Origin of the sequence: Rhodococcus sp. NPDC057014 (assembly GCF_042673295.1) — a bacterium.
Lineage (GTDB): Bacteria > Actinomycetota > Actinomycetes > Mycobacteriales > Mycobacteriaceae > Rhodococcus_F.
Genome location: NZ_JBHUSF010000057.1, coordinates 1 through 23775, shown reverse-complemented (window position 1 = coordinate 23775; position 23775 = coordinate 1). Strand labels below are relative to the sequence as shown.

The following is a 23775-nucleotide window of genomic DNA, read 5'->3' as shown; positions in this document are numbered from 1 at the left end:
CTACGACACCGCCGCGTCGATCGCCTAGCGCTACGACACCGCCGCGTCGATCGCCTAGCGCTACGACACCGTTCCCCCCGACGAGAAAGTTCACCGTGCTCAACCTCTCCGTACTCCTCGAAGACTCGGCCCGCCGATTCCCCGACCGCGTCGCTCTGGTGCTCGGTGACCAGCGGATGACCTACGCCGACCTCGACGCCCAGTCGAACCGGGTCGCGAACCTGCTGGTGTCGGCGGGCATCGAACCCGGCGACACGATCGCGCTGTCGTGCCCCAACATTTCGCAATTCCCCGTCGTCTACTACGGCATCCTCAAGGCGGGCGCGGTGGTCGTGCCGCTCAACGTTCTGCTCAAGGATCGCGAGATCGCGTATCACCTCGACGATTCCGATGCCAAGGCCTACTTCTGCTACGAGGGCACCCCCGAACTGCCGATGGGCGAGTACGGACTGTCCGGCTTCGCGCAGAGTCCCCGCTGCCGCGCCCTGTTCCGCATCACCACCGACCCGGCCGCGCCCGCCATGATCGACGGCGTCGGGACGCTCGACGACGCCCTCGCACGCCACGACAGCCACTTCGACGCCGTGGTCCGCGAACCCGGGGACACCGCCGTCATCCTGTACACGAGCGGCACAACCGGAAAACCCAAGGGCGCCGAACTCACCCACGCCAACATGGCGCTGAACGCGCTGACCGCCAACCGGCTGTTCGACAGCACACCCGCGACCCACGACCGGTATCTGGTGACGCTGCCGCTGTTCCACTCGTTCGGCCAGACCGTCACCCTCAACGCTGGCATCTCGGTGGGAGCGACCCTCGTGCTGCTGCCCCGGTTCGAGGCCCGTGCCGCACTCGACCTCATCGAGCGGGAGGACATCACCGTCTTCGCGGGTGTGCCCACCATGTACTGGGGTCTGCTCGGTGCCCTCGACGAACATCCGGCCGACATCGACCGCATCGCACGGAACATGCGCCGCGCCATCTCCGGTGGCGCCGCCCTGCCGGTGGAGATCCTCACCCGGTTCGCCGACCGGTTCGGCGTGCAGATCCTCGAAGGCTACGGGCTGTCCGAGACGTCGCCGCTCGCGACGTTCAGCGATCCCGCTCTCGAACCCCGGCCCGGATCGATCGGCGTTCCCGTCTGGGGCATCCAGGCGCGTCTCGTCGACAAGGACTGGAACACCGTCACCGGGACCGATCAGATCGGTGAGATCGCGCTGCGCGGTCACAACATCATGAAGGGCTATTACAACCGCCCCGAGGCCACCGCGGAAGCGCTGCGCGACGGCTGGTTCCGCACCGGCGACCTCGCGCGGGTCGACGAGGACGGCTTCTACTACATCGTCGACCGCGCCAAGGACCTCATCGTGCGCGGCGGTTTCAACGTCTATCCCCGCGAGATCGAGGACGTCCTCATCGGGCACGACGCCGTCTCCCTCGCCGCCGTCGTCGGTGTTCCCGACGACAGCCACGGCGAGGAGGTCAAGGCCTACGTCATCCTCGAACCGGGCGCACAGATCACCCCCGGCGAGCTGATCGCCTGGTCCAAGCAGCAGATGGCGAGCTACAAGTACCCGCGCACCGTCGAATTCGTCGACTCCCTGCCGATGACCGCCACCGGCAAGATCCTCAAACGCGAACTCGGCAGGAGCCCCGCCGCATGACCACGACTGTTGCCCAGGCGACCCCCGACGAGTTGACCGCTCCCCTCGACCTCCTCCTCACCCGCGGAACCCGCGGCGTCGCCGCCCGCATGCTCCCCGACAGTTCCTGGAGCCGGTTCGGCATCAGCCTCGCCGGCAGGCCCCGCACCGTCGCCCTGCGCGGCGGCGCCCTCGTCCGTGAACTCGGTGCGATCGTCGCCGGCACGTCCGACCGGGCTCCCGCCAAGGCGGACAAACGTTTCGGCGATGCCGCGTGGCAGCAGAATCCCGCCCTGCGGCGGGCGATGCAGGCGTATCTCGCCACCTCCCACACCGCCACCGCCCTGCTCGAGGACGCCGACCTGGACTGGCGCGATCACGAACGGATGCGGTTCGTCTTCGACAACCTGGTCGAAGGTCTGTCGCCGACCAACAACCCGTTGCTCAGCCCGCTCGGGTGGAAGGCGATAGTGGACACCGGCGGACTCAGTGCGGTGCGCGGCGTCCGGTCCTTCCTCCGCGACATGCAGTCGAGTCCGCGGGTTCCCGCCATGGTCGAACCCGACGCGTTCGAGGTCGGGGAGCACGTGGCGGCGACGAAGGGCGCCGTGGTCTTCCAGACCCGCACGTTCGAGCTGATCCACTACGCGCCGCAGACGGAGACGGTCCACGCCACACCGCTGCTGATCGTCCCGCCCGTCATCAACAAGTACTACATCCTCGACATCGCACCGGGCCGCAGCCTGATCGAGCACCTCGTGCAGCAGGGACAGCAGGTCTTCGCGATCTCGTGGCGCAACCCCCACGCCCGGCACCGGGACTGGGGTGCCGACACGTACGGTGCCGCGATCGTGGAGGCTCTCGACGCGGTGCAGTGCATCGCCGGAACCACGAGCGCACACGTCCTCGGCACCTGCTCGGGTGGCATTCTCGCCGCCATGGTCGCCGCACACCTCACCGCGATCGGCGAGGGCGACCGCATCGCCGGCCTCACCCTGGCCGTGACCGTTCTCGATCAGACCCGCGCCGGAACGGCGTCGGCCATGATGAGCGAGCGTGCCGCTGCCGCGGCGATCCGGGACTCGGCCGCCAAGGGATTCCTCGACGGTCGCACGCTCGCGGAGATGTTCGCATGGCTGCGTCCCACCGATCTGGTCTGGCGGTACTGGGTCAACAACTACGTGCAGGGCCGGTCTCCGGCCGCGTTCGACGTGCTGTTCTGGAACTCGGACACCACCCGTATGGCAGCGGCACTGCACCGGGACCTCGTGCTGCTCGGCCTGCGCAACGCGCTGACGATCCCCGGTGCCGCCACCATGCTCGGCACGCCCGTCGACCTCGGCACGGTGACCGCGGATTCGTACGTCGTCGGCGGGTCCGCCGACCACCTCTGCCCGTGGCAGTCGACGTACCGCAGCGCTCGCCTCCTCGGCAGCAAGGACTCGCGGTTCGTGCTGTCGTCGAACGGACACATCGCCTCACTCGTGAACCCGCCGGGCAACCCGCGGGCGTCGTACCGGTTCGGTGAACCCGCCTCCGAGACGCCGGACGCGTGGCTCGACACCGCGGAGACCGCGACGGACTCGTGGTGGACCGATTACGCGCACTGGCTCGCCGAACGCAGCGGACCCGACGTCGACGCACCGCACACCCTCGGTGCCCGGCAGTACCCGCCGCTGGCCCCCGCCCCGGGCACCTATGTCCACCACTCCTGACCCGTTCGTCATCGACATTCGTCACCGACAGAGGAACACCATGACCCTGCATCTCACCCATCCCGCCGAACTCGTCGAGTCGGTCGGCCGGACCATCGGAACCACAGGCCCCTACAAGGTCCTGCAAGACCAGGTGAACCTGTTCGCGGAGGCGACCGGCGACTTCCAGTGGATTCACACCGATCCGGATCGCGCCGCCGACGGACCCTTCGGCGGCACGGTCGCCCACGGCTACCTGACGCTGTCGCTGGCGCCGAGCATCCTCGCGGAGGCACTCACCGTGGACGGCGTCGAAGCCGCCCTCAACTACGGACTGAACAAGGTCCGGTTCCCGGCGCCGCTTCCGGTCGGATCCGTCCTGCGCGCCACCGTGGCTCTCACCGCCGCCGAAGAGAAGCCGGCCGGCGTCGAGGCCGTGTTCCGGCTGACCTACGAGATCGACGGCGGCACCCGCCCGGTGTGCGTCGCCGACGTCGTGGTGCTCTACACGTGACGGTGACCGAACTGTTCGGGGGCCGCGACCGATTCGAGGACAGGGTCGTTCCGGTGTGCGGGCTGCGGATCCGGGTGCGGATCCGCGCCGGCACCGGGGTGCCGCTGGTGCTGTGCAACGGCATCGGGGCCGGCCTGGAAGTGCTCGAACCGCTGGTCGCCGCACTGGATCCGGCCGCGACGATCATCAGTTTCGACGTCCCGGGCACCGGAGGTTCGCCTGCCTCCCCGGTTCCGTACGCACTCCCGGCCCTCGCCTGCGGTCTGAGCCGGCTGCTCGACGAGATCGGGGTCGGCACCGTCGACGTCCTCGGGTTGTCGTGGGGCGGAGCGCTGGCCCAGCAGTTCGCGCTGCAGCACCCGCGGCGGTGCCGTCGTCTCGTCCTCGTCGCCACCGGTACCGGCGCCCTCATGATTCCGGGTCACCCGAGGGTGCTCTCGAAGATGTTGACCCCGAAGCGGTTCACCGATCCCGCCTACGCGGCGGCCGTCGCCGGCGACCTGTACGGCGGCGCCGCCCGCCGCGCCGGCGGGGACGTGGCACGGATCTTCGGGAAGCAGCGGCAGTCCGGCTCCCGGGTCGGCTATCTCCACCAACTCCTCGCGGGCGCCCTGTGGACGAGCCTTCCCGTCCTGCCACTGATCCGGCAGCCCACACTCGTCGTGGCGGGCACCGACGACCCGATCATTCCCGTCCTCAACGCGCGCATCATGAACGCACTGCTGCCGCACGCGACGTTGCACATCCACCCCGGCGGGCACATCGACATCGTCACCGACGCATCCGGACTCGCACCGGTCGTCGCCGGGTTCCTCGCACACCCGGAAACGGGTGAATCCACATAGGACGCCCCCTGCACGTGGGAGACTCGGGTCTGGGAATCACCGCTCGGCGCGACACCGCAGTGGCCGGGCAGCTCAGGAGGTGCCCGTGCCCGAAGACCGAACCAACAGCTCGGGTACCAACCTGGAGGGGTCGCAGCGGCTGCTCGCCCTGCTGCTGGCGATGGCGATGTTCGTGCTCGTCGTCGACACCTCACTGATGAACGTGTCGATCTCAGCCGTGGTCCGCGACCTGGGCACGACCGTGAGCGGCGTCCAGGCGGCGATCGCACTCGAGGCACTGGTGTCGGCCGCGTTCATCCTGATCGGCGGTAAGGTCGGCGACCTGATCGGACGTAAACGGGCGTACGTGATGGGTCTGCTCGGGTATGCCGTGGGCGCATCCGCGATGGCGCTCGCGCAGAGCCTGACGGCGATCATCGTGTTCTGGGCGATCCTCGGCGGAATCGGTGCGTCACTGCTGTTGCCCGCCATGCAGTCCCTGATCCACGGCAACTTCGAAGGCGGCGCGCAGAAGAAGGTCTACGCATTGGTCGGCGCGGCCGCAGCGATCGCCGCCGCAGTCGGACCGCTCCTCGGAGGTTTCATCACCACCTTCCTGTCGTGGCGCGTCGCATTCGTGCTCGAGGTCGTCATCATCGCGATCGTGCTGTCCGGGATCCGACTCGTCCGTGACGTGCCGTACACCGGGCCCCGGGGAATCGACACGGTGGGTGCAGGCCTCTCCGTCCTCGGGATGGGCGGCATCGTGCTGGGAATCCTCGTGTGGCAGGAAGGCGGCGAAGCGGTGGCCGCCCTGCTGGTCGTGGGTGCGCTGGCGCTGGCCGGACTGGGGTACTGGCTCGTCCGCCGGAAGCGTCGCGGGGAACCGCCGCTGCTGGACCCCGATCTGTTCCGCTCCACAGTGTTCCGGCTGGGAATCTCACAGCAGATGCTCCAGCAGATAGCGTTGGGCGGCACGATGATCGCCCTGCCGATCTACCTCCAGATGGTGCTCGAGTACAACGCGATGCAGGCGGGACTGTCGCTTGCCCCCTCTCGCTCAGCATGTTCGGCGTGGCGCTGCTGGCGGGCAAGAAGGCGGGAGATCGCAGTCCGAGCACCATCGTCCGCTGGGGATTCGTCCTCGTCACGATCGGCGTCGCAATCCTGATCCCGATCGTGCCGCGGGCCGAGTTCGGCTGGGCATTGCTGCTCCCGCTGGCGATCGCGGGCTCGGGGCTGGGTTTGCTGGTATCCCAACTCAACAACTACACGCTCGCCCCGATCTCGGAGGAGCACGTCAGCGAGGCGGCAGGCGCGAACTCCGCAGCGGGATCGTTCGGGTTGTCGTTCGGACTGGCGTTCGCCGGCGCCATCATGCTGGCGACACTGTCCATCACGTTCACCGCCATGGCGCAATCGAGCACCGTCCTCCCGCCGGCCGACCAGCAGCACGTGGCGCAGGTACTCGAGGACGACGCCGAGGTCATGAGCAACACCCAACTCGAACAACTCCTCGTCGGCCAGCCACCCGAGATACGAGACGAGGTGGTCCGCATCAACACCGACGCACGGCCACTTGCCCTGCAGGTTGCGCTGCTCGTACCCCTCCTCGCCGGTCTCGCCGGACTGCTCAACTCGTTCCGCATGAGACGAGCACAGGAACTCGCGCCGCCGCAACCGTGACGACGGGTCAGCCGTCCGCCCCCATCTCGGCGAGCACGGTGCGCAATCGCTCGTTGTCCACCGGGGTCCAGCCGTCCGGCGCCAGGATCGCGCTCCACGCATCCGCGATGTCGACGACGTAGGTATGCCCGTGCCCGTCGGGGACGCCCGTCGACACCGCCATGTCCGCCGCAACTTGGAGGAACGTCACGAACGGGAACCATTGCGTGCTGTCCAGGACGTCGTACCCGCGCTCCTCCTTCAGCCAGTCGGGCTCGCTCACCAGCAGTTCCGGCGACCACCAGACGATCGGGTCGGACGCGTGCTGCAGGTACACCATCCGTGGCTTCCCCCACGGGGTGTCGGGGCGGGGCAGATCCTCCGGCGCCCGCGCACCGAAGCGCACGGTCTCGCCCTGCTCGTAGATCGGAAGCCATTCGGGTGAGCCGGGATCCCGGTTGGTCGTCACGTCGGTCCAGATCTCGTTCGCGTTCGGCGGTCCGGTGAACAGAACGCCGTCGGAACGCGCCTCGACGTCGTCGACGCTGCCGAACGCGCTCTCGCCGCCGAAGGAGCCCAGGCTCTCCCCCATCACGACGAGTTTCGGACGGGTCTCCGGTGGCAACTGCTTCCACTTGTCGTACACCGCGTCGAATTGCGCCTCGCCCGCCTGGCGGGCCCGCTCCTTGTCCACGAGGAACGACAGCCAGCTGGGGAGATACGAGTACTGCAACCCGACGATCGCGGTGTCGCCGTTGTACATGTACTCGAGTGAGGAGGCGAGGCTCTCATTGATCCATCCGGTGCCGGTGGTGGTCGCCACGCCGATCACCGCGCGATCGAACCCGCCGGCCCGTTCGAGTTCGTCCGCTGCCAGTTGGGCGCTCTCCCCGATCGAATCGCCACCGCTGGCGAGCCCGGCGTAGGTCCGGATCGGCTCCAGTGCGGGCCGTCCACCGTTGAAGGCGGACAGTTCCTCGACGGTCGGGCCACGCGAGATGAACGACCGGCCCTGCCTTCCCAGCGAATCCCACGTGACCAGTGATTCCGGTCCGCCCGAACGCAGCGGCGTCGTTGGCGGTTCGTCACCGGCCTTGGTCTCCTGGTTGACGGCGGCGAACGAATTGTTCAACCCGGTCATGATCACGCGCACCGCCACCCCGTTGAGGAGTGCGAACAGCAGAGCCACCGTGAGTACGCCGATCACCGTCGCCGAGATCCGCCGCGGCACCACCCGGCTGATCTCGCGTTCGACCGACCGCACCGCCCGCAACAGCAACCGGGAGATCGCAACCAGCAGGACGAAGATCAGCACCGCCACGATCACCGTCACGACGTAGCCCGTCCACGGGAACGATGCGGCGCTCATGAGTGCCCGGAGCTCATCCTGCCAATTCGCGAACCACACCAGCATCGCCGCGGTGCCGACGAGCCCGATCACCAACGCCCCCCGCCGAACCCAGGTCTTCACTCGTGCCGACGGTTCCCGCCGCACGAGATGACGAACCAGAACGGAACCCAGAAATCCGAGGGCGTAGCCGACGGCCGCCGAGACGCCGGTGACCAAGCCCTGGAAGAACGGGCCACGCGGCAGCAGCGTCGGTGTCAACGACAGCCACACGAACAGGACGGCGACGACCAAGCCCCCGAACGCATATCGGTGGGGCAGCCAGCGGCGGCGACGCTCGGGCGGTGATGACGATCCGGGTTCGTCGGTCATCTCATCCTCTCCGTGACGGGGCGGACGCGACGATTCCCTCGTGCCGCGTGTGGAACAACGACCTAGACGCTCTCCTCGTAGCCCGGATGCCACGTCGCCACGGCCCAGATCACGAACACGTCGAGCAGAATGATGACGATCGACCACAACGGGTAGTGGGGCAGCCACAGGAAATTCGCGAGTATCGACAACGCGCAGATCACCATCGCGCCGACGCGGGCCCACGTCGCACCGGTGAACAGCATGACGCCGACGAGCGCGACGATCACGCCGAGCACGAGGTGGATCCACCCCCACGCCGTCGTATCGAACTGGTAGACGTATTCCGGCCCGGCCACGACCAGGTCGTCCTTCATCAGCGCCGAGATACCCGAGAGCACGTGCAGTATTCCGATAGTGAGCAAAACTATCGCTGCCACCATGGACGTGGCCGCGGCGACCCCCTGCTTGACCAACGATTGATCGGACATGAGAATCCCCTTCCCGGATATGCGGTGGGATGCAGACATTGTCGCCGCCGCGACGAGCAAGGTCAACATCTGCCGGAGCGGGCATCTCGCTGACAGCAGGCGATCCCACGGAGGATACTTACAATCGCCAGTTCATTTCGTATGTTGACGAAAGAGGAACGGTCATGTCCGATGAATCGCTGGTCAAACAAGGTGTGGCAAAGGGAACCTCGATGGGCGGGGCGGTGCTCCTCGTCACCGTCGGCTTGCTCGAGTTCTTCCAGGGAATCTCGGCGATCGCCAAGGACGACGTCATCGTCGTCGGCGTCGAGTACACCTACAAGTTCGACGTCACCGCGTGGGGATGGTTCCATCTCGTCTTCGGTGTAATCATCGCCGCCGTCGGCGCCGCACTGTTCACCGGTGCAACCTGGGCCCGGGTCGGCGCCATGGTCCTCTGCGCCGTCTCGATCTTCGTCAATTTCCTGTGGCTGCCGTACTACCCCCTGTGGGCGATCACGATCATCGCGCTGAACGCGGTCGTGATCTGGGCGGTTGCCACCTGGAATCCCGAAACGGTCTGATCGACGATGGACGGGGCCACGGGCGCAGACGCGCTCGGCAAGGACGAACGCGCCGAACTGCTCCGGTTGCGCGACGAAGTCGCCACCCTGCGAGCCCAGGCGGCGGGTGAAGCTGCCGGTGTCCCCGCCGAACCGGTCTCCCACCCACCCCACAACGGGCTGCGCTGGACGGCGGTGACGATTCTGCTCGTACTCGTCGCCGTCCTCGCGGTCGCGTCGGTGACCGCCCGCTTCACCCGCAGCCAGATCCTCGACACCGACCGCTACGTGAGCACGGTCGCGCCGCTGGGCTCGAATCCCGCTCTGCAGGCGGATGTCACGAACCAGATCACCGACGAGATCTTCGCGCGCGTCGACGTCGAGGGTCTGACCACCGAAGCCCTCACCGCGCTGACCGACGTGACGAATCTCGCCGCGAACGCGCCGCGCCTCGACAAGGCGGTCGTCGGCCTCGCCCCGGTGCTCACCAGCCAGGCAAAGAACTTCGTCCACGACACCGTCAGCTCGCTCGTGCGATCCCAGCAGTTCGAAGACCTGTGGATCCAGGCGAACCGGGCCGCACACAACGCACTCGTGGCGGTGATGACGGGAAACTACGGCCTCAGCTCCGTGGAGGTCGACCAGAGCGGCACCGTCAGCATCTCCCTCGGTACCGTCATCGACCGCGTGAAATCGGAACTCGCCGGGCGCGGGTTCGCGTTCGCCGACAAGATCCCGTCGGTGGACAAGCAGTTCGTGCTCTTCCAATCTCCCGAACTCGTGAAGGCGCAGCGCGCCGTCCGCGCACTCGACAAGGCGTCGGCGATCCTGCCGTGGCTGGGCATCGCCTGCGCTGCCGCCGCCGTGGCCGTCGCACCCACCGGCCGGCGGCTCCGCGCCCTCGCGCTGGCGGGACTCGCGATCGCACTCGGAATGCTCGCTCTCGCAATCGGGATTCTCGTCGGACGAGCCATCTACCTCGACAGCGTCCCACCCGACATCCTGTCGCCCGATGCGGCGACGGCCGTCATCGACACGGTCCTCGTCCCGCTGCGGACGAGTCTGCGCGCGGTGGCGGTACTGGGCCTGGTGATCGCACTCGGCGCCTACCTCATCGGTGGCTCGTCCTCGGCGACCGCCGTCCGTCGCGGCTACGGGCAGGCACTCGACTTCGTTCGGCGGTCCGGCAGCGGCCGGCCACCGAACGAGGTGGAGCGGTGGGCCTACCAGCTCCGCATTCCGTTGCGCTGCGCGGTGATCGGTATCGCCGCGGTACTGCTGATGTTCTGGCGCTACCCCACCGGACTGGTCGTGCTGTGGATCGTCATCATCGGCCTGCTGGCGCTCGTGGCGATCGAGTTGCTCATCCGTCCGGCCCGCACGTCCGCCACGGCGACGGACGCTATGCCAGCGTCTTCGCCTTGATCGACTGGAACTCGGCTTCGGTGATCGCCCCGGAATCGAGGAGCGCCTTGGCATCCGAGATCTGCTGAGCCGGAGACTGCCCGGCGACGTCCCGAATGTAGGTGTCCTGCGCCCGCTTCACTTCCTGGGCGGCAGCCATCGACCGCTTCGCCATGCCGTCGCTGTTGACGATCAGGTAGATCAGCGCCGACAGGAACGGAACGAAGAACAGGAAGAAGATCCAGATCGCCTTCACCCAACCCGAAGTGTCGCGGTCCCGGAACAGATCCGTGATGATCGAGAACAGCACCGTCAGGTACGCCACGAAGGCGAAACAGACGAAGATGAACCAGAAAAACTCCCAGAAGCCTTCCATTTTCGGTGCTCCGTCCACTCGGTGTTGCGGTCAGGAAGCCAGGATTTTGGCCTTCTCTGCGTTGAATTCTTCCTCGGTGAGGACCCCCTGATCGCGAAGTTCACCGAGTTGTTTCAGGGCCGCAATACGATCCGTGCCAACGGCCTGCGGTGCGGGTTGCGCCGGGGGCGGGGGTGGGGGTGGCGGCGCCTGCTGTTGCGGGGCAGGTTGATTCGCCGCCCACCGCTGCCCTTGCCTTCGCGAAACCCGGTTGGAGACGGCGGTCGCGGTGCCCGCCACGACGGCGGTCCGGGCGATCCCGCGCAGAAGTCCTGGCATGATGTGCTCCTCAGCTCTGGATTCGGCAGCCTGTCAGCTGGCGGAGTCGAGCGCGTCGAGCGCCGCCAGAATGCCCTGGACGGGAATGCGCCCGGACGCCACGAGCTGGGCCCCCTCGCGCCGCAGGGCGGAGGCGAACGGTGCGGCCCAACAATTCTCGTAGACGAGAATCGCTCCCGAACACCCCGGTTCGAGCACGGCCGCGGCCTCCTCGAGGTCGGTTCGGTCGATCAGGCCGGAGGCCGCTTCGGCGAAGAGCGTCACGTCGACACCGCCCTCGAAACCGAGGTCCTCGATCGCGATTCCGGACAGTGTTCCGTCGGTGTCCTTACGGACGAAGATCAGGTCGAGTACACGGATGATGTTCCGATCGACGAGATCGATGAGGAGTGGAAGTGCCGATCCGTCGGGTTTCCGGTCTGCGGGGAACTCCACGACGAGATAGTCGATGGGCCCGAGCACGTCGAGATCGTTGTCGTTCACCGCAGGACCTCTCTTCTGAAGACAGCAGCGGCAGCCACACAGGCCTTCGCTCAGTATCCACGAGCGGGTGTGGCGCCGCTAGAGCACAAAGTCACCCGACCGTTTCCGACGCCTCGCGGGCGGCGAGGTCGCGGCGGGCCGCCCTCTCGACGAGGAGGGGTATGAAGTCGCGAACCCTGCTCTCCGCCAGTCGCTTGTGAACAGTGCGCACGATGTGCTCGATGTCTACTGGTGAGAGCGAAGGGTACCGAGTGATCAGGCGCTCGATGACCCGCTCGACTTGAAGAAGTTCGTCGTCGCCGGTCATCGATCAATCGTCATCCCGGCAGACGGCCACCGTCAAGACACGAAACGGCCTCTCGAGCAACGCGGTTCGGTTCCGGCACCCGAGTACGCCTGAGCCTGGAATGAATCCAGAATCCGACTGTGTCCGGAAATTCTGTTTCACGACTGCGCCGGGGGCCTCACGGCGGACAATGGGGGTACCGGGCCGCCGGCTCGCGGAGAGAACTCGCGGACAGAAAGGGACGGTCATGTCCGAGACATCATCGGTCAAGCAGGGCGTCGCGGCAGGCACCTCGATCGGGGCGGCCATCATCCTCGTCACCGTCGGCATCATCCAGTTCTTCCAAGGGGTCGCCGCCGTCGCCGAGAACGAAGTCTTCGTCGCCGGCATCGAATACGTCTACAAGCTGGACCTGACGACGTGGGGCTGGATCCACATCGTGCTGGGCATCGTGGTCCTGGGGGTCGGTCTGGCGCTGTTCACCGGGGCAGGGTGGGCGCGGGTGTCCGCGATCGTGATCGCGGCGATCTCGATACTCGCCAACTTCCTGTGGCTGCCGTACTACCCGTGGTGGTCGCTGCTCATCATCGCGCTCGACGTCGTCGTGATCTGGGCCGTGTCTACCTGGAATCCGGAGCAGGTCTGAACCCGGTAGAGCGGGAGAGACCGTGGGAAAGAAGAGCAAGCGCAGGGCCGGGGACGAACTCTCCCGGCCAGACGCCGCCGAACCGACCGCACCGATGAAGAACAAGGAGTACCGGCGGCTCCTGAAACCCCTCCACGCCGAACTCGTCGCACTGCAGGAGTGGGTGAAGTCCTCCGGTGCGAAGGTGTGCGTCGTCTTCGAGGGCCGTGACACCGCGGGCAAGGGCGGCGTCATCAAGGCGATCACCGAACGGGTGAGCCCGCGGGTGTTCCGAGTGGTCGCGCTGCCGGCGCCCACCGAGCGCGAGAAGTCGCAGATGTATGTGCAGCGGTACCTGCCGCACCTGCCCGCCGGCGGAGAGGTCGTCATCTTCGACCGCAGTTGGTACAACCGCGCGGGGGTCGAACGGGTACTCGGCTTCTGCACCGAGGAGGAAGCGGAGCACTTCCTCCAACTGATCCCGACGGTCGAACGCGCGATCGTCGACTCGGGGGTCATCCTGCTCAAGTACTGGCTGGAAGTGAACGAGGAACAGCAGACACTGCGCCTGCAGAGCCGGATGGACGACCCCCGGAAGTACTGGAAACTGTCGGAGCTCGACCTGAAGTCGTACAGCCGCTGGTACGACTACTCCCGCGCGCGAGACGCGATGTTCCACTACACCGACACCGGATGGGCGCCCTGGTACGTCGCGAACAACGACGACAAGAAACGCGGTCGGCTCAACGTCATCAGCCACTTGCTGAGCCAGGTCCCGTACGAGCCGCTGGACCGCCCCGACCTCACCCTGCCGAAGCGGCAGAAGGCGGAGGGCTATCAAGAACCGGGGCAACCCCTGCACTGGATCCCCACCCCGTACTGAGGGTCCGAGCCGAAAGGACGAGCGGTCATGGTCTCGACGGAATCCGCGCAGACGCACACGGCCTGGTACGCCCAGGACGCCGATGCCGTTGTCGCCGCGACAGCGTCCGATCAGCAGGCGGGCCTGACCGCCGGCGAAGCGGACGAACGCCGCCGCCGGCACGGTCCCAACGAGATCGCCTCCGAACCGGCGCCGTCGACGTGGGCGATCGCGCTGGCGCAGCTGAAGGATCTGATGAACCTGATGCTGGTCGCGGTGGCCGTCGTCAGCGTCCTCATCGGCGAGGTGCCGACGGCGATCATCGTCGCGGCGCTCGTCGTGCTCAACGTCGTGCTGGGCACGCGGCAGGAACTGAAGGCGCGCGCCAGTGTCGACGCGCTCGCGAAAATGCAGATACCGCAGGTTCGGGTGACGCGGGACGGGACGCTCGTGCAACTCGCCGCCACCGTCCTCGTGCCGGGCGACATCGTGCAACTCGAGGCCGGCGACGTCGTCCCCGCCGACGGCCGACTGCTCACGTCGGCGACCCTCGAGACCCAGGAGGCGGCGCTGACGGGCGAGAGCGCCCCCGTCCCGAAGGACACCCGGACCCTCGGCGCCGCGGACGTCCCCCTGGGCGACCGCAGCAACATGGTCTTCCAGAACACGTCGGTCACCCGGGGCACCGCCACCATGGTGGTCACCGAAACCGGCATGAGCACCCAGATGGGCCAGATCGCGTCGATGCTCTCGGCTGTCGCTCCGAGCAAGTCTCCGCTTCAGCGCGAACTGAATTCGCTCACCAAGGTGCTGGGGATCATCGCGTGGACGGCGGTCGCGCTCATCGTGATCCTCGGGGTGATCCGCGGGCAGAGCCTGACGACGGTGCTGCTGCTCGGCATCTCCATGGGGGTGTCCGCGATCCCGACCGGGCTGCCGACGTTCGTGCAGGCGATGCTGGCATTCGGGGCCCGTCAGCTGGCCGAGGCGAAGGCCGTCGTGAAGAACCTCACCGACGTCGAGACCCTCGGCGCCACCAGTGCGATCAACTCGGACAAGACCGGCACGCTGACGATGAACCAGATGACCGTGCGGTCGCTGTACTTCCACGGCCGGTGGTACACCGTCGACGGCGAGGGATACAGCAAGACGGGCCGGATCACCCAGACCGCGGGCGAGGCCGCCCCCGATTTCACCCTGCTCGCGTACGGACTGTGCCTCGACAGCGACGCTACCGTCTCCGATACCGGCGACGTCGTCGGCGATCCCACCGAGGCCGCGCTGGTCGTGCTCGCCGCCAAGATCGGCGTCGACGCCCCGCTCACCCGGCGCACGTATCCACGCGTCGCGGAGGTGCCGTTCGACTCCGCGTACAAGTTCATGGCCACGTTCCACCACCTCCAGGTCGACGGCAGCACGCAGTTCGTCGAACTCGTCAAGGGCGGGCCCGACGTGGTCCTCGCCCGCTGTACCACCGCCTTCCTGCCCGGCAGGCGCGCGGTGCCCCTCGACGACGTCCGGGACGAACTGACCGCGGCGAACCGGGAGTTGTCCGAGAAGGGGCTGCGGGTGCTGGCTTTCGCCGCCCGCCGACTCGACGGGCAGGAGGACGCCGCGGCGGCAGACCCCATGTCGTTCGTCGAAGACCTCACGTTCGTCGGGATGGTCGGCATCATCGACCCGCTGCGGCCGGAGGCGATCGACGCCGTGCGCACCGCCCACGCCGCGGGTATCGAGGTCCGCATGATCACCGGCGACCACGCGATCACCGCGTCGGCGATCGGCGCCGAACTCGGCCTCGGCCCCGGCGCGATCGGCGGCCCCGAACTCCAGGCCATGACGGACGAGGACCTCACCGCGGCCCTCCCGCGCCTGCACGTGTTCGGCCGCGTCACCCCCCAGGACAAGCTCCGTCTCGCCGACATCATGCAGCGGAGCGGCGCGGTCGTGGCGATGACCGGGGACGCCGTCAACGACGCCGCCGCACTGAAGAAGGCCGACATCGGCGTCGCCATGGGTTCGGGCAGCGAGGTGACGAAACAGGCGGGCAAGATGGTGCTCACCGACGACAACTTCGGAACCCTGATCACCGCGATCCGGCTGGGCCGCAACATCTACGAAAAGATCGTGTCGTACATCCGGTACCAGATGTCGAAACTGTTCTCGCTGGTGCTGCTGTTCCTCGTGGCGAGCATCTTCGACATCAACGACGGCGTCGCCCTCACGCCGCTCATGGTGTTGTTCCAGCACTTCTTCATCACGCTGTTCCCCGTCGCGGTCATCATGCTCGACCCGGCGCCGCCGGACCTGATGAACAAGCCGCCCCGGGACCCGCACACGCCGATCGCCAACCGGAAGGCGTTCACGCAATGGCTGGTGTACGGCGTCCTGCAGTTCGCCGTCACACTCGCCGCGATGCTGCTCGCACCGGGCGACATGAGCACGACCGAGGCGAGCGTTCCGATGACGACGGCGTTCGTGGTGCTGTCGCTCGGGTCGATCCTCGCCGGGCTCGTCATGCGCCGCGACCCGGAATCCGGTCTCACCCCACCGATCCTCGGCGCACTGAAGATCCTGTCGATCCCGGTCGTCGTCACCGTGTTCGCGGTCGAGATCGGTTTCCTCCAGGACCTCCTCATGACCACGTCGCTGACCGGTGGGCAGTGGCTCGCCTGCCTCGGCTGGTCGCTGATCATCCCGGTGGTCGTGGAGGCGGAGAAGGCTCTGCGCCGCAGGCGGCACGCGCGTCCGATCACTCCGATCTCCGCGGCGGCCGCGGTCGACCCGCAGCGTGCGCGCTGAGGCCGGCGTCATGTCCTGGACAGGAGGCCTCGCGCAGTTGCCGGGGATCGCGACGGCACGGGTGTACCGCCGCGAGTGGCTGCGCCCCGACATCACCGCCGGACTCGTCCTCACCGCACTGCTCATCCCCGCCGGAATGGGTTACGCGGAGGCCGCCGGGTTGCCCGCCTACGCCGGGCTCTACGCCACCATCGTCCCGCTCCTCGCGTACGCGGTGGTGGGTCCGTCGAAAATCCTTGTTCTCGGACCGGATTCGTCGCTCGCGCCGCTCATCGCCGCGGCGGTCCTGCCCCTCGCAGTCACCGACGACCCGGAGAGTGCCCTGGCCCTCGCAGGCATTCTGGGCGTCCTCATGGGCCTCATCCTCCTCGTCGGCGGGTTCCTGCATCTCGGCTTCGTGACCGAACTGCTGTCGAAGCCCATCCGGCTCGGGTACCTGAATGCGATCGCGCTCATCGTCATCGTCGGCCAGCTACCCAAGATGCTCGGGTTCGACGTCGACGCCTCCGGACTCCTCGGGGAGATCGGCGGAATCGGAAAGGCGGTGTTCGGGGGCGACATCGACCCCGTTGCCGCCGCGGTGGGTCTCGGCTCCCTCGTCGTCATCGTGGTGTTCCGCATCTGGATTCCCCGCATCCCCGGCGTCCTGGTGGCGGTCGTCGGAGCGATCGTCCTGTCGGCCGCGCTCGGTCTCACCGACGACATCGGGATGGTCGGCGCCCTCCCCACCGGCCTGCCGCTGCCGTCGTTCGGCGGCGTCGACTGGGGCGACGTGGGACAACTCGTGGGGCCGGCCGCCGGAATCGCCCTGATCGCGTTCGCCGACACGGGGGTTCTCTCGCGCACGTTCGCCGCCCGGCACGGCGAGGACGTGAACGGCAGCACCGAGATGAAGGCTGTCGGCGTCGCCAACATCGCGGGCGGGCTGTTCGGCGGATTCCCGATCTCGGCCAGCGGATCCCGCACCCCGGTGGCCGAACAGAGCGGCGCCCGCACACAATTGGCGTGTGTCGTCGGCGCCGTCGCGGTGCTGGTCTTCGTCCTCGTCGCCCCGGGTGTCACCGCCTACCTCCCCGACGCGACGCTGGGCGCCGTGGTGATCGTCGCGGCCACGGCGCTGGTCGACGTGGACGGCATGGTCCGCATGTGGCGGATGAGCAGCGTGGAATTCGGGCTCGCCGTCGCCGCGTTCCTCGGGGTCGCCCTGGTGGGTGTGCTGCAGGGCATCCTCGTCGCGATCGGACTGTCGTTCGTCGCCGTGGTCGCGCAGGCCTGGCAGCCGTACCGCACCGAACTCGTCCGGACGGCGGACCGGCCGGGCTTCCACGACGTCGAACGCCACCCCGGCGGCGACCGCATCCCCGGGCTGGTGCTGGTGCGCTTCGACGCCCCCCTGTTCTTCGCGAACGGCGAGATCTTCGACGAGTACGTGCGTTCAGTGGTGGCGGAGGCGCCGACCCCGGTCGAGTGGGTCGTCGTCGCCGCCGAGCCGATCACCGGACTCGACACCACCGCCGTCGACGAACTCGTCGACCTCGACACCTACCTCGAGGGCAAGGGAATCCACCTGGCGTTCGCGGAGATGAAGGGCCCGATCAAGGATCGGCTCATCCGGTTCGGGGTGGGCGACAGGTTCGACGCCACCCACTTCTACCCGACCATCGAGTCCGCGGTGGCGGCATTCCGCGACCGGGCCGGACGCGCCGAGGATCCGGCCGGAGACTGACTCTCGCTCAGACCGCCCGGCCCCGAAAGGTTCTGCGATACGCCGACGGCGGCACCCCCAGCACCGCACCCATGTGCTGCCGCAGGGAGGTGCCGGTTCCGAATCCGACCTCACGGGCGATGACGTCGACGGACAGGTCCGTGGTCTCGAGGAGTTGCCGCGCGCGGTCGACCCGGCGGGTGGTCAGCCAGCGGTTCGGGGTGGTGCCGACCTCCTCGCCGAAACGCCGGGTGAACGTGCGGACGCTCATGTTCGCGTGCGCCGCCAACCGGTTCAGCGCCAGCGGTTCGCCGAGGCGGTGCAGCGCCCACTCGCGGGTCGCCGCCGTCGACTCCGCCGTGGTCTCCGGGATCGGCCGCTCGATGTACTGGGCCTGCCCGCCGTCGCGCCACGGCGGGACGACGCATCGGCGCGCCACCCGGTTGGCGACGTCCGACCCGTGGTCGCGGCGCACGATGTGCAGGCAGAGGTCCAGTCCGGCGGCGACGCCGGCCGAGGTGAGGATGTGGCCCTCGTCGACGAACAGCACGTCGGGGTCGACCCGGACCTGCGGATACGTGCGCTGGAAGTGCTCGGTGTTGCGCCAGTGGGTGGTGGCGCGCAGGCCGTCGAGCAGCCCCGCCGCGGCGAGGATGTACGACCCGGTGCAGATCGAGACGTACCGCGTGCCGGGCCGGACGTACGCGAGCGCCCGCTCGAGGTCGGCGGGCAGACGGCCTTCGTCGTACGCGGGGCCGAGTTCGTAGGACGCGGGGATCACCACCGTGTCGGCGTCGGCGAGCAACTCCGGGCCGTGGTCGACGGACACCGAGAAGTCGGCGTCCGAGCGCACCGGCCGACCGTCGGCCGTGCACGTCTGCACGTCGTACAGCAGATTCCCGTCGGCGTCGTGGGCCCGCCCGAAGACCCGCGACGGGATGCCGAGTTCGAACGGGATCACACCGTTCAGGGCGAGCACGACCACACGATGACGCACAACCATGGCCAGATTCTTTCACATGTTGTCATTCCGGCAACTGTTCCGGCGCGGTGGCGTCGCGCAGACTTACCGTCGTGACGTCCGACATCGCGCCCCCGGCACCTCCTGCCCAGACGGCCCCGCCCCGCCTGCACTACGCCTGGCTCGTGGCGGCCGTCGCGTTCCTCGCCCTCGTGGGCGCAGCCAGCTTCCGCGCGGCGCCCTCGATCCTGATCGACCCCCTGCACGAGGACTTCGGCTGGTCGCGGGCGAGCATCTCGTCCGCCGTGTCGATCAACCTGGTGCTCTACGGTCTGACGTCGCCGTTCGCGGCGGCGCTCATGGAACGCTTCGGCATGCGCCGGGTGGTCACCGCCGCGCTGGTCCTCGTGTCCGCCGGCAGCGGCCTGACCGTCTTCATGACCGCCACCTGGCAACTCGTCCTGCTGTGGGGCGTGCTCGTCGGGCTCGGCACCGGCTCGATGGCACTCGCCTTCGTCGCCACCGTCGTCGACCGCTGGTTCGTCGCCCGCCGCGGCCTCGTCACCGGCATCCTCACCGCGGGCAGCGCCGCCGGACAGCTGGTGTTCCTGCCGATCCTCGCGATGGTCGCCGAGCACTACAACTGGCAGACCGTGGCGCTGACGGTGTCGTTCGCCGCCCTCGCCGTCGTGCCGCTGGTGCTCGTGTTCCTGCGCAACCGGCCGTCCGACGTCGGGACGGTCCCGTACGGCGCCGGGCCCGAGTACGTCGCGGAACCACCCGCCCCGAGTGGTCGCGGCGGCGCCGCGGGCCGGGCCGTGACGGTGCTGCTGTCGGCGGCGCGGACCCGGGTGTTCTGGCTGCTGGCCGGCACGTTCGCCATCTGCGGGGCGAGCACCAACGGACTCGTCGGCACCCACTTCGTGCCGGCCGCACACGACCACGGCATGCCGGTGACGGCGGCGGCGACCCTGCTGGCGGTGATCGGGATCTTCGACGTGATCGGCACCATCGCGTCGGGCTGGTTCACCGACCGGTTCGATTCACGCAAGCTCCTCGGCATCTACTACGTGCTGCGCGGGATCTCGCTGATGCTGCTGCCGATCCTGTTCGCGAACACCGTGCACCCGCCGATGATCGCGTTCGTCATCTTCTACGGCCTCGACTGGGTGGCGACCGTGCCCCCGACCGTCGCGCTGTGCCGCAAACATTTCGGCGGCGACGCCCCCATCGTGTTCGGCTGGGTGCTGGCGTCGCACCAGATCGGCGCCGGCCTCGTAGCGTTCCTCGCGGGACTGGTGCGCGACCAGTTCGGCGGCTACGACGCCGCGTTCTACGTCGCGGGCGGACTCTGCGCGATCGCGGCCGTGATGTCTCTCGCCATCGTCGCGAAACCCCGTACGGCGGCATCCGGGATCGCCTGACCCGCGCCGAAACCACTCCCCGGAGCGCCGCCGGTTCCTAAGATCGGTACATGGCAGCTCAGCGCGCATCGGACGAAGTCATTGACCGCTCCAAGATCGAGAATCGGGCTCCGTCGGTAGCCGCACTGTTCGTGGATCGGGTGGCCCACTCGCCCGGTCGCGAAGCGTTCCGATACGTCGACCCGGACGACCCGACCATGTGGGCCAGCGTCACCTGGTCGGAGGCGGGTGACCGGGTGCGCAACCTCGCGGCCGGTCTCATCGTCCTCGGCGTACAGGCCGAACAGCGGGTGGCGCTGGCCTCTGCCACCCGCTACGAATGGGTGCTCGCCGACCTCGCCGTGATGTGCGCCGGCGCGGCCACCACCACCGTGTATCCCACCAGCACGGCCTCCGACGTCGCCTACATCGTCGCGAACTCCGGCAGCCGCGTCGTCTTCGCCGAGGACGAGGCGCAACTCGCGAAGCTGCGCGAGAACCGCGGCGAACTCGGCGACGTCGAGAAGGTCGTCCTCATCGACGGCAGCGCCGCCGACGACGACTGGGTCATCACCTTCGACCAGCTGCACGACCTCGGCGAAGAACTGCTGGCCGAGACACCCGACGCCGTGCACGACCGGATCGAGGCCATCGCCCCCGACGACCTCGCCACCCTGATCTACACATCGGGCACCACCGGCAGGCCGAAGGGTGTGCGACTGTCGCACTCGGCGTGGACGTACGAAGCCGCCGCGATCGACGCCACCGGCATCCTCGACGCCGACGACCTGCAATACCTCTGGCTCCCGCTTTCCCACGTGTTCGGGAAGGTCCTGCTCACGCTGCCGCTGCAGATCGGTTTCGCGACCGCGGTCGACGGTCGCGTCGACAAGATCGTCGAGAACCTCGCGGTGGTCAAACCCACGTTCATGGGCGCCGCCCCCCGCATCTTCGAGAAGGCGTACGCGCGGATCGTCTCCACCGTCCGCGCGGAGGGCGGGCCGAAGGAGAAGATCTTCGACTGGGCCGTCGGCGTCGGCCTGCGGGTGTCGAAGGCCAAGCAGGCAGGCAAGGGCACGTCGCTGCTCGACTCGGTGCAGCACGCCGTCGCGGATCGGCTGGTGTACAGCACGATTCGCGAACGCTTCGGCGGACGCCTGAAGTTCTTCATCTCCGGGTCCGCGGCGCTCAATCGTGATGTCGCGCAATGGTTCGACGCCGTCGGCATCGTCGTCCTCGAAGGGTACGGACTGTCCGAGACCAGTGCCGCCTCGTTCGTCAACCGCCCGTCGGCATACCAGTTCGGCACCGTCGGCTGGCCCATCCCGGGCACCGAGACCCGGATCGCCGACGACGGTGAAATCCTCATCAAGGGTCCGGGCGTCATGAGCGGGTACCACGAGAACCCCGAGGCCACAGCCGAAGCGCTCACCGACGAAGGCTGGTTCCACACCGGCGACATCGGCGAACTCGACGACAAGGGCTACCTGCGGATCACCGACCGCAAGAAGGACATGTTCAAGACGTCCAACGGCAAATACGTCGCACCGTCCGCGCTGGCGGCCACGTTCAAGGGCATCTGCCCCTACGTCGGTGAACTCATCGTCGACGGCGAAGGGAAGTCGTACTGCGTCGCCCTGATCTCCCTCGACGCCGAATCGATCGAAGAATGGGCGAAGAACAACAACCTGGGCGGCAAGTCTCTCGCCGAGATCGCCAACGCCCAGGAGACCCGCAACCTGATCGGCGGCTACGTCGAGGAACTCAACGCCGGACTGAACCGGTGGGAACAGATCAAGAAGTTCCGCATCCTCGAACGGGAACTCACTGTCGAGAACGGCGAGATCACCCCGAGCATGAAGCTCAAGCGCAAGGTCGTGATGACCAACTTCTCCGGCGAACTGGAAAATCTCTACACCTGAGTTGACCCTCACGCGACGTAAGGCTGCACGGTAGGAGTCGTGAGCGAGAAACACACGGTCGGCGTGGTCGCCGGACTGGTCGGAGTGAGCGTGCGCACCCTGCACCACTACGACGAGATCGGTCTGGTGACCCCGTCCGACCGCACCCCCGGTGGCTACCGCAGCTATTCGGACGCCGACGTGGAACGTCTGCACCGCGTACTGACATACCGCGAACTGGGATTCCCCCTCGAGGAGATCGCAGCCCTCCTCGACGACCCGGACGTCGATGCACTCGCGCATCTACGGCGACAGCACGCGTTGCTGAGCGAACGGATCGATCGCTTGCACGAGATGGCTGCAGCCGTGGAGAAGATGATGGAGGCGAAAAGCATGGGCATTCAACTCACCCCCGAAGAGCAGAACGACATCTTCGGCGACAACTGGCCGGGCGAGGAGTACGCGGCCGAGGCCGAGGAGCGGTGGGGCGGCACCGATGCGTGGAAGCAGTCCCAGCAACGCGCCGCGAAGATGAGCAAGGACGACTGGAAACGCATCAAGGCCGAGGGCGACGCGGTCGAAGCCGCACTCGCACAGGCGATGACCGACGGCGTCGAACCCGGATCCGACCGGGCCAACGCGCTCGCCGAGCAGCACCGCGCCGGCATCGAACGGTTCTACGACTGCGATCACGCGATGCAGGTGAACCTCGCCGAGATGTACCTCGCCGACGACCGCTTCCGCAGGCACTACGACGACGTCGCCCCCGGCCTGGCGCAGTACGTGCGGGACGTCATCGTCGCGAATGCGGAGAAGCAGTAGCACTATCCTGAAACGCATGTCCGATCCGCAGCGTCCCAGCCCCAGTCAGTACGTCGGGTATCTGTTCGGTCGGACGCTGCCGGATTCGATGCAGGACTGGGTCCGCAACGACCTCGTCGGGCCGGGCGCGTCGGTGCGGTACGTGCTCCGGTTCATGCTTCCCGTCGCCGCGGTGCTGGCGCTGTTCCTCCTCATCCCCGGTCCGATCTGGATTCCGCTGGCGATGATGGCCCTGCTGCTGCTCCCGCTGCTCTACTTTGCGGTCGCGCTGATGAACATCTACCGTCGCCACCGTCTGCTCAGCCACGGCCTCGATCCGGACCTCGTCGGCGAGAAGGCGCAGCGCCGCGCCGACCGCACTCGCGAGGACTACGAACGCCGCCACGGCCGCACCGAGGACCGCTAGCAGCAGCGTGACGCATCACTCCCCCTCACCGGGAGTGATGCAGCGCACGTGAACGATCGATAAGTAATGCGTTAAAGTGGCGGCGTCCGAGTGGGTACTCCCACGAACCGCGTACCCCACAGGGTGCAGCGCAGGTTCCGACAGCCTCGACGGGAAGAGCAGTCATAGATGACAGTCACAGATTCGGCGGTCACGCCCGATATTCACACGACGGCGGGAAAGCTCGCCGACCTGCGTAATCGTCAGGCCGAGGCGCAGCACCCGAGCGGTGAAGCCGCGGTCGAAAAAGTGCACGCCAAGGGCAAGCTCACCGCCCGCGAACGCATCACCGCCCTGCTCGACGAGGGCT

The 23775-nt window shown here is 67.7% G+C and carries 21 protein-coding genes and 2 pseudogenes; 16 read left to right on the top strand and 7 right to left on the bottom strand.

Translation table 11 applies throughout. The features are described 5' to 3' along the window. The first annotated feature begins 95 nt into the window (after positions 1-95). From ACFTZB_RS14410 to ACFTZB_RS14390, 5 genes and pseudogenes are all read left to right on the top strand, one after another. On the top strand, positions 96-1664 hold the full coding sequence (locus ACFTZB_RS14410) for a long-chain fatty acid--CoA ligase (RefSeq protein WP_378432454.1): 1569 nt from the start codon (positions 96-98) through the stop codon (positions 1662-1664). Continuing rightward, positions 1661-3358, top strand: a complete 1698-nt coding sequence (locus tag ACFTZB_RS14405; protein WP_378432452.1) for a PHA/PHB synthase family protein — start codon at positions 1661-1663, stop codon at positions 3356-3358. Before ACFTZB_RS14410 ends, ACFTZB_RS14405 begins: the two co-directional genes overlap by 4 nt. A gap of 40 nt (positions 3359-3398) precedes the next feature. Continuing rightward, complete coding sequence (locus tag ACFTZB_RS14400) at positions 3399-3851, top strand: MaoC family dehydratase (RefSeq protein WP_378432451.1); 453 nt, start codon at positions 3399-3401, stop codon at positions 3849-3851. Next, a complete protein-coding gene (gene phaZ / locus ACFTZB_RS14395; protein WP_378432449.1) occupies positions 3848-4696 on the top strand; it encodes a poly(3-hydroxyalkanoate) depolymerase in 849 nt (282 codons plus the stop codon). Before ACFTZB_RS14400 ends, phaZ begins: the two co-directional genes overlap by 4 nt. Positions 4697-4781: 85 nt before the next feature. After that, a pseudogene (locus tag ACFTZB_RS14390) lies at positions 4782-6361 on the top strand (MFS transporter). Positions 6362-6368: 7 nt separating this feature from the next. On the opposite strand, the gene ACFTZB_RS14385 reads toward ACFTZB_RS14390, so the two are convergent. Continuing rightward, positions 6369-8060, bottom strand: a complete 1692-nt coding sequence (locus tag ACFTZB_RS14385; protein ID WP_378432448.1) for an alpha/beta hydrolase — start codon at positions 8058-8060, stop codon at positions 6369-6371. A 62-nt stretch (positions 8061-8122) separates the two neighbouring features. After that, on the bottom strand, positions 8123-8530 hold the full coding sequence (locus tag ACFTZB_RS14380) for a hypothetical protein (protein ID WP_378432447.1): 408 nt from the start codon (positions 8528-8530) through the stop codon (positions 8123-8125). Positions 8531-8694: 164 nt separating this feature from the next. Between ACFTZB_RS14380 and ACFTZB_RS14375 the strand changes: the two genes are divergently transcribed. Beyond that, a complete protein-coding gene (locus ACFTZB_RS14375; RefSeq protein ID WP_378432446.1) occupies positions 8695-9093 on the top strand; it encodes a hypothetical protein in 399 nt (132 codons plus the stop codon). Positions 9094-9099: 6 nt separating this feature from the next. Beyond that, positions 9100-10497, top strand: coding sequence for a hypothetical protein (locus tag ACFTZB_RS14370; RefSeq protein WP_378432445.1), 1398 nt, complete (start codon positions 9100-9102; stop codon positions 10495-10497). Here ACFTZB_RS14370 and ACFTZB_RS14365 read toward each other — a convergent pair. The 4 genes from ACFTZB_RS14365 to ACFTZB_RS14350 all read right to left on the bottom strand — a co-directional run bounded on the left by ACFTZB_RS14365 (position 10475) and on the right by ACFTZB_RS14350 (position 11960). Then, positions 10475-10852 (bottom strand): PLDc N-terminal domain-containing protein, encoded by a 378-nt coding sequence (locus ACFTZB_RS14365; protein WP_378432441.1) that lies wholly within the window; start codon positions 10850-10852, stop codon positions 10475-10477. The two genes, ACFTZB_RS14370 and ACFTZB_RS14365, sit on opposite strands and share 23 nt — an antisense overlap. Positions 10853-10882: 30 nt before the next feature. Further along, positions 10883-11170 (bottom strand): SHOCT domain-containing protein, encoded by a 288-nt coding sequence (locus ACFTZB_RS14360; protein WP_378432440.1) that lies wholly within the window; start codon positions 11168-11170, stop codon positions 10883-10885. A gap of 33 nt (positions 11171-11203) precedes the next feature. Next, the gene (locus ACFTZB_RS14355) at positions 11204-11653 is read right to left on the bottom strand and encodes a DUF6325 family protein (RefSeq protein ID WP_378432439.1); all 450 of its coding nucleotides are present in this window, start codon (positions 11651-11653) and stop codon (positions 11204-11206) included. 91 nt (positions 11654-11744) lie between these two features. Further along, positions 11745-11960 carry a three-helix bundle dimerization domain-containing protein gene (locus ACFTZB_RS14350; RefSeq protein WP_378432437.1) on the bottom strand — a complete coding sequence of 72 codons (216 nt, stop codon included), beginning with the start codon at positions 11958-11960 and terminating at the stop codon, positions 11745-11747. Positions 11961-12186: 226 nt separating this feature from the next. Between ACFTZB_RS14350 and ACFTZB_RS14345 the strand changes: the two genes are divergently transcribed. Genes ACFTZB_RS14345 through ACFTZB_RS14330 form a run of 4 tightly spaced genes read left to right on the top strand, consistent with a single transcriptional unit; the run spans position 12187 to position 17954 of the window. Further along, complete coding sequence (locus tag ACFTZB_RS14345) at positions 12187-12585, top strand: hypothetical protein (protein ID WP_378432435.1); 399 nt, start codon at positions 12187-12189, stop codon at positions 12583-12585. 22 nt (positions 12586-12607) lie between these two features. After that, the gene (gene ppk2 / locus ACFTZB_RS14340) at positions 12608-13447 is read left to right on the top strand and encodes a polyphosphate kinase 2 (protein ID WP_378432434.1); all 840 of its coding nucleotides are present in this window, start codon (positions 12608-12610) and stop codon (positions 13445-13447) included. 27 nt (positions 13448-13474) lie between these two features. Continuing rightward, a complete protein-coding gene (locus ACFTZB_RS14335; protein WP_378432432.1) occupies positions 13475-16228 on the top strand; it encodes a cation-translocating P-type ATPase in 2754 nt (917 codons plus the stop codon). Positions 16229-16238: 10 nt separating this feature from the next. After that, positions 16239-17954, top strand: coding sequence for a SulP family inorganic anion transporter (locus ACFTZB_RS14330; RefSeq protein WP_378432430.1), 1716 nt, complete (start codon positions 16239-16241; stop codon positions 17952-17954). Positions 17955-17961: 7 nt separating this feature from the next. Here ACFTZB_RS14330 and ACFTZB_RS14325 read toward each other — a convergent pair whose 3' ends face one another. After that, positions 17962-18936, bottom strand: a complete 975-nt coding sequence (locus ACFTZB_RS14325) for a GlxA family transcriptional regulator (protein WP_378432429.1) — start codon at positions 18934-18936, stop codon at positions 17962-17964. 71 nt (positions 18937-19007) lie between these two features. Here ACFTZB_RS14325 and ACFTZB_RS14320 point away from each other — a divergent pair, with 71 nt between their 5' ends. The 5 genes and pseudogenes from ACFTZB_RS14320 to ACFTZB_RS14300 form a co-directional block, all read left to right on the top strand. After that, positions 19008-20318: an MFS transporter gene (locus ACFTZB_RS14320; protein ID WP_378432427.1), complete on the top strand. Its 1311-nt coding sequence runs from the start codon at positions 19008-19010 to the stop codon at positions 20316-20318. A gap of 50 nt (positions 20319-20368) precedes the next feature. Continuing rightward, on the top strand, positions 20369-22219 hold the full coding sequence (locus ACFTZB_RS14315) for an AMP-dependent synthetase/ligase (protein WP_378432426.1): 1851 nt from the start codon (positions 20369-20371) through the stop codon (positions 22217-22219). A gap of 39 nt (positions 22220-22258) precedes the next feature. Further along, positions 22259-23020, top strand: coding sequence for a MerR family transcriptional regulator (locus tag ACFTZB_RS14310; RefSeq protein ID WP_378432425.1), 762 nt, complete (start codon positions 22259-22261; stop codon positions 23018-23020). A gap of 16 nt (positions 23021-23036) precedes the next feature. Next, positions 23037-23426 (top strand): DUF5313 family protein, encoded by a 390-nt coding sequence (locus ACFTZB_RS14305; RefSeq protein WP_192581843.1) that lies wholly within the window; start codon positions 23037-23039, stop codon positions 23424-23426. A gap of 168 nt (positions 23427-23594) precedes the next feature. Then, positions 23595-23775: pseudogene (locus tag ACFTZB_RS14300) on the top strand (methylmalonyl-CoA carboxyltransferase); the annotation flags it as partial.